This window comes from Microbacterium sp. NPDC056003 (genome assembly GCF_042274785.1).
Taxonomy (GTDB): Bacteria; Actinomycetota; Actinomycetes; order Actinomycetales; family Microbacteriaceae; genus Microbacterium.
The window spans coordinates 337,618-351,121 of the sequence record NZ_JBHJXQ010000003.1 but is presented as its reverse complement, the minus strand read 5'-3'; the positions used below and the strand labels follow the sequence as shown (position 1 = coordinate 351,121).

Below are 13,504 nucleotides of genomic sequence, written 5' to 3'. Positions count from 1 at the left end.
GGATGCCATGTCCTTGAGCTTCGAGCGCACTCAGAGCGTCGCGATCATCGGTGGCGGCCCCGGCGGCTACGAAGCGGCGCTGGCCGCCGCCCAGCTCGGAGCCGAGGTGACCGTGGTCGAACGGGCGGGCATCGGCGGGTCGGCGGTGATCACCGACGTCGTTCCGTCGAAGACGCTGATCGCCACCGCCGACGCGGCCGTGGCGATCGCGGGAGCGAGCGACCTCGGCGTGCAGCTTTTCGCGAAGGGCAAGGACGGCAAGCCGCTCAAGCCGGAGATCGCGATCAACCTCGCCGCGGTCAACCGGCGCCTCCTGTCGCTCGCGCGGCAGCAGTCCGACGACATGCGCGCCTCGCTCGCCGAAGCGGGGGTGCGGATCATCTCCGGGCACGGCCGCCTCGAGGGCGAGAACGCCGTCGTCGTCTCGACGGGCGCCGGCGGCACCGACTTCGACCGCATCGAGGCCGACACCCTCCTGGTGTCGACCGGCTCGTCCCCGCGCGAGCTGCCGACGGCGAAGCCCGACGGCGTGCGCATCCTGACGTGGACCCAGCTCTACGACATGAAGGCCATCCCGGAGCACCTGATCGTCGTCGGCTCGGGCGTGACGGGCGCCGAGTTCGCCGGCGCCTACATGAACCTCGGCGCCAAGGTGACGCTCGTCTCGAGCCGCGACCAGGTGCTTCCGGGCGAGGATTCGGATGCCGCGGCCGTGCTCGAGCGCGTGTTCAAGCGCGGCGGCATGACGCTGCTGTCGAAGTCGCGCGCCGACAAGGTCGAGAACCTCGGCGACAGCGTGCTGGTGACCCTCAGCGACGGACGCACCGTCGAGGGCAGCCACTGCCTCGTCGCGGTCGGCTCGATCCCCAACACCGCGGGCATCGGCCTCGAGCAGGCGGGTGTGCAGATGACCGAGTCGGGTCACATCCAGGTCAACCGCGTCGCCCGCACGTCGGTGCCGAACATCTACGCCGCCGGCGACTGCACGACCTTCGTGCCGCTCGCATCGGTCGCGTCGATGCAGGGGCGCACCGCGATCTTCCACGCGCTCGGCGACGTGGTGATCCCGCTCGAGCGCCGCCGCATCACCTCGAACATCTTCACCGCCCCCGAGATCGCGACGATCGGCTGGCAGGAGAAGGACATCGCCGAAGGCCTGATCGACGCCGTGGTGCACAAGCTGCCCCTCGCCGCCAACCCGCGCGCGAAGATGATGGGCATCAAGGACGGCTTCGTGAAGCTCATCGCCCGCGAGGGCAGCGGCACCGTGGTGGGCGGCGTGATCGTCGGGCCGCGCGCATCCGAACTGATCTACCCGATCGCGATCGCCGTCGAGCGTCGCCTCACGGTCGACCAGGTGTCCCGGGTCTTCGCCGTCTACCCGTCGCTGTCGGGCAGCATCACCGACGCCGCCCGCGCGATGCACGTCGTCGACCACAACGTGTACGGCGGCTGATCGCCCGGATCGGGGGCTCGAGCGGGCGGCGGGCGGTCGCGACGGCACGCAGGCGTGGCGGCCGCGGCATCCGCTGCCCTTTGCTGCACTCGCGGTCCGCGCGAGCGTGCGCGACTGCAGGTTTCTACAGCGCGAGCGCAGCGGAACGCGCGATCGCGTTCAAGGAGACCGCGCGGCTGCCGGGTTCGACAGCGCGAGCGCGTCGACGTCGCGCGAGAAGCGTCAGGAGATGGTGAGCAGCTGGTGCCCGGCCGACACGGTGGTGCCGGCGTCAGCGTTGATCGCGCCGACGGTGCCGTCCTTGTGCGCCTGGATCGGCTGCTCCATCTTCATGGCCTCGAGCACGATGACGAGGTCGCCCTTGACGACCTGCTGGCCCTCCTCGACGGCGACCTTGACGATCGTCGCCTGCATCGGCGCCTTCACGGCGTCGCCCGAGGCGCCCGCGACCACGGTCGGCGCGTGCGACCGGCGCGACGGCGGAACCGCGGCAGGACGCCCCGCGACACCGGGCGCGGCGACCACGCGGTCGGGCAGGCTCACCTCGAGACGCTTGCCCGCGACCTCGACCACGACCGTGTGGCGGTGCTCGCTGGGCTTCGGGGCCTCGAGCTCGCCGTCCCACGGCGCGATGTCGTTGACGAACTCGGTCTCGATCCAGCGCGTGAAGACGCCGAACTCGCCGTCCTCGGCGGTGAAGGCGGGGTCGCGCACGACCTTGCGGTGGAAGGGCAGCACGGTCGGCATGCCCGCGACCTCGAACTCGTCGAGCGCCCGGCGGGAGCGCTCGAGAGCCTCGGCGCGGTCGCGGCCGGTCACGATGATCTTCGCCAGGAGCGAGTCGAACGAGCCGGAGATGGTGTCTCCGGCGGTGACGCCGGAGTCGAGGCGGATGCCGGGACCGCCGAACGTCTTGAAGACGTGGATCGGTCCGGGCTGGGGGAGGAAGCCGCGACCGGGGTCCTCGCCGTTGATGCGGAACTCGATCGAGTGCCCCTCGGGCGTCGGGTCGTCGTAGCCGAGCTCCTGGCCCTCGGCGAGGCGGAACTGCTCGCGCACCAGGTCGATGCCGGTGACCTCCTCCGACACGGGGTGCTCCACCTGCAGGCGGGTGTTCACCTCGAGGAACGAGATGGTGCCGTCGGCGCCGATGAGGAACTCGCACGTTCCCGCGCCGACGTAGCCGACCTCCTTGAGGATGGCCTTCGACGCGTCGTAGAGGGTCTTGTTCTGCTCGTCGGTGAGGAACGGCGCGGGCGCCTCTTCCACGAGCTTCTGGTGGCGGCGCTGCAGCGAGCAGTCGCGCGTCGAGATCACCACGACGTTGCCCGCGGCGTCCGCGAGGCACTGGGTCTCGACGTGACGCGGCTTGTCGAGGTACTTCTCGACGAAGCACTCGCCGCGGCCGAAGGCGGTGATCGCCTCGCGGGTGGCGGACTCGAAGAGCTCGGGCACCTCGTCGATGGTGCGGGCGACCTTGAGGCCGCGACCGCCGCCGCCGTAGGCGGCCTTGATGGCGATGGGGAGGCCGACCTGCTCGGCGAACGCGACGACCTCGTCGGCGCCGGCGACAGGACCGGGGGTGCCGGGGGCCAGCGGCGCGCCGACCTTCTCGGCGACGGCACGTGCGGTGACCTTGTCGCCGAGCGCCTCGATGGCCTCGGGACTCGGGCCGATCCAGATCAGCCCGGCGCTGATGACGGCGCGCGCGAAGTCGGCGTTCTCGGCGAGGAAGCCGTAGCCGGGATGCACCGCATCGGCGCCCGAGCGGCGGGCGACCGAGAGGATCTTGTCGATCGAGAGGTAGGTCTCTGCGCTGGTGGTGCCGTCGAGGGCGTACGCCTCGTCGGCGAGGCGGGCGTGCATGGCGTCGCGGTCCTGCTCGGCATAGACGGCGACGGAGGCCTTCCCGGCGTCACGGGCGGCACGGATGACGCGGACGGCGATCTCGCCGCGGTTGGCAACGAGAACCTTGGCGATCTGAGGCATGCGTGCCAGCCTACCCACGCACCGCGGTGGGGATTTGACTGGTTCGCACAAGAACACCGCCGAAACATGGGACGCCTCCCACAATGACGGTCAGGGCGCGGAATGCAGGTCCTGATCGGTGTGCTCGCCCAGATCGGCGTGCTCGAGAGAGGGGTCCGTGGTGCCCCACAGGGCGGTCCATTCGACGCCCAGCTCGCGCACGAGTCGTCGCAGCGTCGAGAGCGACATCCCCACGACCGTCGAGGGATCGCCCTCCACCCGCCTGATGAACGCGCCGCCGAGGCTGTCGACGGTGAAGGCGCCGGCGACGTGCAGAGGCTCGCCGGACGCGACGTACGCGTCGATCTCGGCATCCGACAGATCATCGGCGAAGGTGACGGACGCCTCGGCCACGGCGTGCACCTCGCGCGCCGGCTCGCCGGGGACCATGCGCACCACGGCATGGCCGGAGTGCAGCACGCCCGTCTGCCCGCGCATCGCGTGCCAGCGCGCGACCGCGGTGTCGGCCGTGTAGGGCTTGCCGAGCACCTCGCCGCCCAGCTCGAACATCGAGTCGCCGCCGATCACGATGCCGTCGAAGCCCGGGATGTCATCGGCCAGCCGAGCCGCGACGTCGGCGGCCTTGCGGCGCGCCAGCAGGAGGACATGCTCGTCCGGCGCGAGCGTGCGGCCCTCGGAGGCTTCGACGGCCGCGACGACGGCGTCCTCATCGACGTCGGGGGCGACGGTGAGGGGACGGATGCCGAACTGCTGCAGCAGCATGAGGCGGGCAGGCGAGGTCGAGGCGAGGCACACGCGCATAGGTCCACCGTAGGCTCTCCTTCGTGACCGACTCGACTGGCGACCGCGGCCCGATCCTCGAACTCGAGATCGGAGACGTGGCCCACGGCGGCGTGTTCGTCGCCCGGCACGAGGGGCGCGTGGTGTTCGTGCCCGACGTCCTGCCCGGCGAACGCGTGCTCGCGCGGGTCACCGACGCGAGCAAGAGCTCCTTCTGGCGCGCCGAGGCGATCGAGGTGCGGGATGCCTCACCCCACCGCCGCCCGCACGTGTGGCGCGAGGCCGACATCGCCGTCGCGCCCGAGAACCGGCCCGGCGGCGCCGACTTCGGGCACATCGCGCTCGAGCACCAGCGCGAGCTGAAGCTCACCGTGCTGCGCGACGCGCTGAAGCGATTCGGCGGGATGCCGGACCCCGACGTCTCCATCGCCCCCGCCGGCTCCGGATCCGACGCGGAGAGCGCGGACGGCACCGGCTGGCGCACGCGGGTCAGTCTCCACGTCGACGACGATGGCCGGATCGGCCCCTACGCCGCCCGCAGCCACCGCGTGATCGCGGTGGAGAGCCTGCCGCTGGCCACCCCCGACATCGAGCGGATCGCACTGAGCCTGGCGTCCGGCGAGCCCGGGCGCATCGATCTGGTGCAGCCGGCCGACGGGCGCGTGCGCGTGCTCCCGCGGCCCGAGACCGAGCGCGGTCGTCGACGAGGCGGACGGGGTCGCGGCGCCGGCGGCGCGGGGAGGAGCGGTGCCGGCGGCAAGGCGAGCAGCGGCGGCGCGGGCACGGGCGGTCCTCGCCCGGCGGCGCCCGAGGTGGTCGTCGAGCGCGTCGGCGACCGGGAGTTCCGGGTCGACGCCGGCGGGTTCTGGCAGGTGCACCGGCTCGCGGCATCCACCCTCGCATCGACCGTCGAGCGGACGCTGCGTGGTCTCGGCGACGCCGTCGGGTGGGATGCCGACGCGTGGCACCTCGATCTGTACGGCGGCGTGGGACTGTTCGCCGCCACGCTGGGCGAGGTCGGCGGCCCCGCCACGCGTGTGACGAGCGTGGAGTCCGACCCTCGCGCGACCGAGCACGCCGGCGAGAACCTCGCCGAGTGGGTCGGCGCGCGAGCCGAGACCGGCCGTGTCGACCGCTGGCTGGCCCGGCTCGCCGCCGAGGCGTCCACAGCCGAGCGCGAGCGGCTCTCGCGCGGCGTCGTGCTGCTCGACCCGCCGCGGGCCGGCGCCGGCCGGGCAGTGGTGGAGTCGGTGGCGTCGCTGTCACCGGCGGCCGTCGTGTACGTCGCGTGCGATCCGGTGGCCCTGGCCCGCGACCTCGCGACCTTCCGCGAGGCGGGCTACGACACGACGGGAGCGCAGGCCCTCGACCTGTTCCCGCACTCGCACCACGTCGAGGCCGTGGCGGCTCTCACTCCCGTCACGGGTCGGCGTTAGGCTGGCGGAATGACCCGGGTTGCGCTCATCGACGACCATGAGTCCGTCAGACTCGGACTCGAGGCCGCGTGCGCACGCGTCGGCACGAAGGACGTCGTCTTCTCGGGCAGCACCGTCACCGACTACCTCAAGTGGCGCACCGCCTCGGCGGCCGCGCCGGCCGACGTCGTGGTGCTCGACCTCACGCTGGGCGACGGCACGACGGTGACCGAGAACGTGCGCCGCCTCGTGCTCGACGGGTCGAGCGTGATCATCCACAGCGTCGCCGATCGGCCCGCTGCCGTGCGCGAGGCGCTCGCCGCGGGCGCCGCCGGCGTGGTCAGCAAGTCATCGCGCATCGACGACGTGATCGCCGCGGTGACCACGGTCGCCAAGGGCGAGCCGCTCAACAACGTCGAATGGGCGAGCGCCGTCGAAGGCGACCGCGAGTTCGCCGACGCGCAGCTGTCCGCGCGCGAGCGCGAGGTGCTGCGGCTCTACGCGGCCGGCCTGCCTCTCAAGGTCGTCGCCGACCGGCTCGGCGTCGCCTACTCGACCGCGAAGGAGAACATCACGCGGGTGCGGGTCAAGTACGTCGAGGTCGGGCGCCCCGCGCCGACCAAGGTCGACCTGCTGCGGCGGGCGATGGAGGACGGAATCGTCGAACCCGCCGACCAGGAGGACATCGCGCGTGGCGTCTGACGCACCGGCGGTCCTCGACAGCGCCTGGGGGCACATTCCGCATTCGCGGGAGGCCACCGCGGGCATCGGGTCGTTCACACGCACGCGCGTCGAGCGCATCATCTCGATCGTCGCCGGCTTCGGTTCGCTCGTGCTCGGGCTGCAGGCGTTCCTGAGCGCGATCGGACCGTCCGACGAGCAGCCGGGCTGGCACGAGCCGCTCGTGGTCGTCGTGTTCGCGCCGCTCGCCGTGATGATCATCGCGTGCTTCGTCGGGCGCGGCGTCCGGATCGCGGCGGGCGTCTTCGCGTTCGTCTACATGCTCGCGCTCATCGCGTGGCCGATCGCCACGGCCGGCAGCGACCCGCCTGCCACCCCGCAACCGTGGATCTGGTACCTCGTCAACATCGCCACCCTCGCGGCGGTGCTCGCCTTCCCCTTCCCGCTCCAGATCGTCTGGACGATCCTCGCGCCGCTGCTGTTCGGCCTGGTGCGCCTCATCCAGGGCGGATTCGCCACCGAGTTCTGGTTCGCGAACGGCCTCGACGTCTCGTTCGCGCTGATCCTCGGCGGCGTCATCCTCACGCTGGGCTGGGTGTTCCGGTCGGTCGCGGCGAACGTCGACGAGACCCGCGCCCGCGCGGTGTCGTCGTACGCGCAGGCGGCCGCGGCGGATGCTGCGGAGCAGGAGCGCATCGCGGTCGCAGCGCTCATGCACGACAGCGTGCTCGCAGCGCTCATCGCGGCCGAACGCGCCGACACGCCGCGCGCCCAGACGCTGGCCGTCGCGATGGCGCGTGAGGCCCTCACCCGCCTCGCGAACACCGAACAGGATGCGCACGAGGGGCCCGACGAACCGCGCGACGCCCATTCGATCGCCGATGACATCGATGCCGCGTCGCGCGAGCTCGGCGCCGACCTGCTGGTCGATCGCGACATCGTGGCCGACGGTCCGCAGATCCCCGGCCGGGTCGCACGGGCGCTCGTGCTCGCGGCGACCCAGGCCATCGCGAACGCGCTGCAGCACGCGGGCGGGGCAGGCCTGAGGGTGTCGGTCGAGGCATCCGGCGACATCGTCCACGTCGAGGTGCGCGACCTCGGAGAGGGATTCGACCTCGACGACGTGCCCGACGACCGCCTCGGCATCCGCGCCTCGATCTTCGCGCGGGTCGCCGCCGTCGGCGGATCCGCCGACATCGACACCGGCCGACACGGCACCACCGTGCGCCTCGACTGGGAGGGGAAGCCGGAGTGATCAGCGTCAAGAACGTCCTGGTCGCGCTCGCCGTCGCCTTCACGGCCTACCTCGCCGCCCGTGGCCTGTGGTGGACCGAAGCGGCCGTGCCCTACCCCCTCATCGTCGTCGCGACGCTCGGGATGTACCTCGCGACGACCTGGCTCTGCATCTTCTGGGACCCGGCACCGTCGAACGCGGCGCCGGGAGAGGAGCACATCGGCGATGTGCACCGCACGCGCGGCCGGCTCCCCGTGCCCGCGATGATCCTCGCGCTGGCCGCCGCGGTGGTGGTCCCGAGCGCGATCTCGTTCGCGGTGGGCCCGGGGTCGGTGACGTCCGGCTTCGCCACGTGGTACCTCGGCGGCATCGGTGCGCTCATGACGATCGTGATGGTGCGACGCCGGCCGTGGGCCGCGTGGACGGGCATCGTGATCCTCGCCGTCGGCTCGATGGCCTGGATGGGCCCCGCCAACGCGCTCGCTCTCGGGCTCGTCGGCTCGATCGTGTGGGTGACGTGTGCCCAGCTGCTGGTCGGATCCCTTGACCGCGCCGCGCGCGACACGTCGAGGCTGGCCCAGCTGCAGCGCGCTGCGTCGGCCTGGCAGGCATCTCAGGTCGGCCGCCAGCGCGAGCGCCGCGTGCAGGTGCAGCAGGCGCTCGCCGTGGCCGGCCCGGTCCTTACGCGCACGGTCGCCACCGGCGGTCGCCTGACCGACGATGATCGACTGGAGGCGCGGCTGGCCGAGGGCCGGCTGCGCGACGAGATGCGCGGCCCGCGCCTGCTCGACGACGATGTGCGGGCCGAGCTCGAGCGCGCTCGCCGCCGCGGTGCGAACGTGACGGTGCTCGACGAGGGTGGGCTCGAGGGAGTCGACGACGAGACGCTGTCCATCATCCGCGCACAGCTCGCCGAGGCGCTGCGCTCGGCCAGCTCCGACCGGCTCTACATCCGAACATCGCCCGATGCGCGCGTGGCTGTCACCGTGGTCGGCCGGTCGCCTTCGGTCGGCGGCCCGTCCGAAGAGGACGGCGTCGACCTCTGGCGCGAGATCCCGCACCCCGGCGCCGCCGAGGTGCGCTGACTCGAATCGTCGACGGCGAGGTCCCGGCGTGTGCGGCGGCGCGTGCGAGCGGCATGCACCCCGGGGACAGAATGCTCCCCGCCTCGATGGGGGAGGGGAACCGAGACGGGGAGCTGAATCTAAGGAGGCGAGGGGCGGCGAAGCCGCCCGCCCCTCGCCTGGCGGACTGTTACCCGAAAACAGTCCGCGTGGCCGAACTCGGGTCTTCCGCAAAGAGCGGAGAGCGAGTCAGCCGAACGCAGAAGCGTTCCAGCGATACAAGTATCTCCGGGCCGCAAGCCCCCCGTCTGTAGGTATTTCGGGGGACACTCGGGGCCTTGTCCGGTTGGAGGTGCAGCGTCGCGTGCGCCCCTGCGCAACATCGGGGATCGTGCGCGACATGCGGGAGACGAACGCCGCGGTCCGGCGTGTCGCCGGAGATCTCCGCCGTTGCGGCACGGTGGGGCGGGTGGCGCGAGGCGGGTGGCGCGAGGCGGGTGGCGCGAGGCGGGTGGCGCGGGGCGGGTGGCGCGAGGCGCGAGGCGGCATCAGCCGGTGCACGACGATTCGACACACCGCCCGCGGCGGCACTCGACAACCGGATTCGCGGCTGAGCACGCTCAGCCCGTGAATCGACCCCAGCCGAGCTCGCGGCGCAGGGGCTGCCGCAGGTTGCGCTGGGTCAGCGACCACGCCGAGCGCGGCGCGTCATCGGGGGCGACGGCCTCGGCCGCCTCGCCCGTGTACGCCTCGGTGACGACGGCGATGAGCGCCGCGAGCTCCTCCTCCGAGGCCTGGCCCCGCAGGATGTCGATCGTGACGCCCGGGGCGCCCTCGTCCGCCAGGCTCACAGCGGGATGTTCCCGTGCTTCTTGGGTGGCAGGCTCGCACGCTTGCCCCGCAGCGCCCGCAGCGCCTTCGCGATCGAGACCCGCGTCTGCGCGGGCTCGATGATGCCGTCGAGCTCGCCGCGCTCGGCGGCGAGGAACGGCGAGGCGACGTTGTAGGTGTACTCGTTCGCGAGACGGGCGCGCACGGCCGCGACATCCTCACCCGCGGCCTCGGCTCGCTTGATCTCGCCGCGGTACAGGATGTTCACCGCGCCCTGACCGCCCATCACGGCGATCTCGGCCGTCGGCCACGCCAGGTTGATGTCGGCGCCGAGCTGCTTCGACCCCATCACGATGTACGCGCCGCCGTAGGCCTTGCGCAGGATGACGGTCACGAGGGGAACGGTCGCCTCGGCGTAGGCGTAGAGCAGCTTCGCGCCGCGGCGGATCACGCCCGTCCACTCCTGGTCGGTGCCGGGCAGGTAGCCGGGAACGTCGACGAGCGTGACGATAGGGATGGAGAAGGCGTCGCAGAACCGCACGAAGCGGCTGGCCTTCTCGCCGGCCTCGATGTTGAGCGTGCCGGCCATCTGCGAGGGCTGGTTGGCGATGATGCCGACCGAGCGGCCTTCGATGCGGCCGAAGCCGATGACGATGTTCGGGGCGAACAGCGGCTGCACCTCGAGGAAGTCCTCGGCGTCGACGATGCCGCGGATGACCTGGTGGATGTCGTACGGCTGATTCGGCGAGTCCGGGATGATCGCGTTCAGGGCGCGGTCGGCATCGGTCGTCTCGAACTCGAAGCCCGACTCGTAGACCGGCAGCTCCGCCATGTTGTTGTCGGGCAGGAAGCCGAGCATGGTGCGCACGTAGTCGATCGCGTCGTCCTCGTCTTCTGCGAGGTAGTGAGCGACGCCGGAGCGGGTGTTGTGCGTGTGCGCGCCGCCCAGCTCCTCCATGCCGACGTCCTCGCCGGTGACCGTCTTGATGACGTCGGGGCCGGTGACGAACATCTGGCTCGTCTTGTCGACCATCACGACGAAGTCGGTGAGGGCAGGGGAGTACACGGCGCCGCCGGCGGCCGGGCCCATGATGATCGAGATCTGCGGGATCACCCCGGAGGCGCGGGTGTTCAGGCGGAAGATCTCGCCGTACTTGCCGAGCGCGACGACGCCCTCCTGGATGCGGGCGCCGCCCGAGTCGAGGATGCCGACGATCGGGATGCCGGAGCGCAGCGCGAACTCCATGACCTTGATGATCTTCTCGCCGGCTACCTCGCCGAGCGAACCGCCGAAGGTCGAGAAGTCCTGCGAGTACACCGCGACCGTGCGGCCGTGGATCGTGCCGACGCCGGTGACGACCGAGTCGCCGTACGGCCGCGACCTGTCCATGCCGAACGCGGTGGTGCGGTGGCGCACGTACTCGTCGAGCTCGACGAAGCTGCCGGTGTCGAGCAGCTGGTCGATGCGCTCGCGCGCCGTGCCCTTGCCCTTCGCGTGCTGCTTCTCCTTGGCGACCTCCTCGGGATCGAGGACGGCTTCCTGGAAACGTGCGCGGAGGTCGGCGATCTTGCCGGCGGTCGTGAAGAGGTCGGGCTGATCGGTCACGGGTTCCACCCTATCGGCGGCCCTCGTCGAGCGGTTGGAGGGTTTGCACAAGGGGTCACGATGATCACTGTCGGAAGAGGGGGTTCGGGATGCTGCACCCGGCAGCCGTCCGACGCGAATCTCATGTCGCTCTCACGCCCCCGAGTGATCTCGCAGGTAGGGTCGGGAGCACGGTGTCAGGTCGTTCACGGAATTTCAGGATGCGGTCGCTTCGAGCGGCCGCCGTCATCGTCGCGGCCGCTCTGATGGTTCCGCCCCTGGGCGAAGTCGCGGCGGGAGCCGCCTACGCGGACGTCCGAGACGACGCGCAGCAGCAGTCCGCCGTGGATCCTGCAGCGCCGACGCCCGACCCGACGCCGACCCCGACGCCGACGTCTTCTCCGGAGCCGGTTCCGACGGCGGCGCCGGACCCGGCGTCGACGGCGGAACCGACGCCGACGCCCGACCCGACGCCGACGCCTACGCCCGAACCGGCGCCCGATCCCACCCCGTCGCCGACGGAGCCCACCGACGAGGAGTCCGCGCCTGACCCGGCGCCCGACGCCGCGCTGCGGTCGCAGACTCTCGCCGCCGCGGAGGTTCCCGTGCCGGTGCCGTCCACGCGCAGGATCAACGCCGGAGCCGATGCGTACGCGGCCTCCGTGTCGGCGACGAAGGCGATGTTCCCCAACGGCGCGAGCACCGTGTACCTCGTTCCCGGCGCGTACCCGATCTTCGCCTCCGTCGCGGCTCCGCTGGCGGCAGAGCGCGGCGCCGCCGTCCTCTTCGTGCAGAAGACAGCCATCCCCGGTGCCGTGCTCACAGAGCTGCGCCGTCTGGCGCCGAGTTCCATCGTGATCGTCGGCGGCACGTCGTACGTGACGACGGCGGTCGGAACCGCAGCGCGCACCGTCACCCCCGACGTCACCCGACTCGGCGGCGCGAACCTCTACGAGACGTCGCGGCTCGTGTTCGGGCAGCAGGCGAGCGCCGCCGACACCGTCTACATCGCGGGTGGCCTGACCAATCACGATGCACCGCTCGCCGCCGTCATGGGCCGGGCGAAGAGCAAGAGGACCCTGGTCGTCAACGGCCATTCGGCCCCACTCGACAAGGCGACCATCGACCTCCTGCGGGCGGCAGGCACGCGATCGATCGTCATCGTGCGCAGTGCGGCGGCGGCGATGGCACCCGCCTACGAGCCGGCGCTGCGCGCCGCAGGCTTCGAGGTGACGCGCCTCGCCCACATCGATGCGCCGACCCTCTCGATGCTGGTCGCCAACCAGTCCGGAGGACGGCGGGTGTCCATGCTTGTGAATCCCACGCGGCCTGCGCACATCGGCATCGCCGGTGCGGCCGCCGCCGCGATGCACCAGCCGCTCTACTACCCGCGGGCGGAGTGCGTACCCGACGACATGGCCTCACGCCTGACTGCGGCGAACAAGCCGCTCTTCCTCGTGGGCGACACGAACGCGCTGAGCGCGAGAGTCGCGACCAACACCACGTGCTCCGCCGAGAAGACCCGCCTGCAGGGCGTGCTGACATCAGCGATCCGCTCGACGATGTCGAAGTACTCGGGCACGTTCAGCGTCACGGTCCGCGAGATCGGCGGTCTCGGGCAGATCTCGCAGGTGAGCGGCGGAACCCGGCGTGAGCCGGCGAGCATGCTCAAGATCTTCGCAGCGTGGGCGGCGTACAAGCGCATCGATCAGGGCCGGGCGACCCTGTCGACGCGCCTGCCCTCGGGCGTGCCTCTCGGCACCTGCATCCGGGTCATGCTCCACGTGTCCGACAACTACTGCCATACCGACATCGCGCACTGGATCGGCATCAGCAACCTGAACGCGATGATCCGCGGTGCGGGATTCACCAACACCACATACGGATCGGTGCCGCGCGGCACGAGCGTGCTCTACGCGGGCAACCGGTCCACGTCGAACGACCTCGCCCTGCTCGTGCAGAAGCTGTCGAGCGGGTCGATCCTCTCGAAGAAGAACTCCGACGCGCTCCTGTCGATCATGCGGACGCAGATCTGGCGATCCCGTATCGCATCGGGCATCCCTCCGGGGGTCGCACAGGCGAGCAAGCCGGGTGCGCTGTGGATCGCCTCCGGGCTCCTGCAGGGCGACACGGCGATCGTCTACGGCAAGCGGTCGACGTACGCGATCTCCATCATCGGTGACAACGGCCCTCCGCAGGCCGCTCTGCGGGCGATCTCGCGCACGGTGTACGAGCACTTCCACGGCACGTTCGGAACGGCCGCGAGCTATCCCGTCAAGCAGATGGCGACCACCAAGCCCGTGGGGCTGCGCAGTTCCCCCGCGGGCAAGGTCGTCGTGACCGTGCCCGGCGGAACGGCTGTGCAGGTGCTGGATGCGCAGCGGGAGTGGTATCAGCTCCAGTACGGCTCACGGAAGCTCTGGGTGTACTACACCGGACTGCGCAACCGGTGATCGCGCCGGTACCGTG

The 13,504-nt window shown here is 71.4% G+C and carries 10 protein-coding genes; 6 read left to right on the top strand and 4 right to left on the bottom strand.

What is annotated here, in order from left to right:
- Window positions 1–7 precede the first annotated feature (7 nt).
- Entirely contained in the window at window positions 8–1,456 is a 1,449-nt protein-coding gene (locus ACFC1W_RS13995; RefSeq protein ID WP_375993656.1) for an NAD(P)H-quinone dehydrogenase, read from the top strand.
- 222 nt (window positions 1,457–1,678) lie between these two features.
- On the opposite strand, the gene ACFC1W_RS13990 is transcribed toward ACFC1W_RS13995, so the two are convergent.
- Entirely contained in the window at window positions 1,679–3,445 is a 1,767-nt protein-coding gene (locus tag ACFC1W_RS13990) for an acetyl/propionyl/methylcrotonyl-CoA carboxylase subunit alpha (RefSeq protein ID WP_375993653.1), read from the bottom strand.
- Between the two features lie 90 nt (window positions 3,446–3,535).
- The gene (locus ACFC1W_RS13985) at window positions 3,536–4,246 is read right to left on the bottom strand and encodes a Maf family protein (RefSeq protein WP_375993650.1); all 711 of its coding nucleotides are present in this window, start codon (window positions 4,244–4,246) and stop codon (window positions 3,536–3,538) included.
- A gap of 23 nt (window positions 4,247–4,269) precedes the next feature.
- Between ACFC1W_RS13985 and ACFC1W_RS13980 the strand changes: the two genes are divergently transcribed.
- Genes ACFC1W_RS13980 through ACFC1W_RS13965 form a run of 4 tightly spaced genes read left to right on the top strand, consistent with a single transcriptional unit; the run spans window position 4,270 to window position 8,640 of the window.
- The gene (locus ACFC1W_RS13980; protein WP_375993648.1) at window positions 4,270–5,661 is read left to right on the top strand and encodes a class I SAM-dependent RNA methyltransferase; all 1,392 of its coding nucleotides are present in this window, start codon (window positions 4,270–4,272) and stop codon (window positions 5,659–5,661) included.
- Window positions 5,662–5,670: 9 nt separating this feature from the next.
- Window positions 5,671–6,342, top strand: a complete 672-nt coding sequence (locus tag ACFC1W_RS13975) for a response regulator (protein ID WP_241112391.1) — start codon at window positions 5,671–5,673, stop codon at window positions 6,340–6,342.
- Window positions 6,332–7,576 carry a sensor histidine kinase gene (locus ACFC1W_RS13970; RefSeq protein ID WP_375993644.1) on the top strand — a complete coding sequence of 415 codons (1,245 nt, stop codon included), beginning with the start codon at window positions 6,332–6,334 and terminating at the stop codon, window positions 7,574–7,576. The genes ACFC1W_RS13975 and ACFC1W_RS13970 overlap by 11 nt, the downstream gene beginning before the upstream one ends.
- A complete protein-coding gene (locus tag ACFC1W_RS13965; protein ID WP_375993641.1) occupies window positions 7,573–8,640 on the top strand; it encodes a hypothetical protein in 1,068 nt (355 codons plus the stop codon). The genes ACFC1W_RS13970 and ACFC1W_RS13965 overlap by 4 nt, the downstream gene beginning before the upstream one ends.
- Window positions 8,641–9,239: 599 nt before the next feature.
- Here ACFC1W_RS13965 and ACFC1W_RS13960 read toward each other — a convergent pair.
- A complete protein-coding gene (locus tag ACFC1W_RS13960) occupies window positions 9,240–9,470 on the bottom strand; it encodes an acyl-CoA carboxylase subunit epsilon (protein ID WP_375993639.1) in 231 nt (76 codons plus the stop codon).
- Window positions 9,467–11,065 carry an acyl-CoA carboxylase subunit beta gene (locus ACFC1W_RS13955; protein WP_375993637.1) on the bottom strand — a complete coding sequence of 533 codons (1,599 nt, stop codon included), beginning with the start codon at window positions 11,063–11,065 and terminating at the stop codon, window positions 9,467–9,469. The genes ACFC1W_RS13960 and ACFC1W_RS13955 overlap by 4 nt, the downstream gene beginning before the upstream one ends.
- 191 nt (window positions 11,066–11,256) lie before the next feature.
- Between ACFC1W_RS13955 and ACFC1W_RS13950 the strand changes: the two genes are divergently transcribed.
- Complete coding sequence (locus tag ACFC1W_RS13950; protein ID WP_375993635.1) at window positions 11,257–13,488, top strand: serine hydrolase; 2,232 nt, start codon at window positions 11,257–11,259, stop codon at window positions 13,486–13,488.
- The last annotated feature ends 16 nt before the right edge of the window (window positions 13,489–13,504 follow it).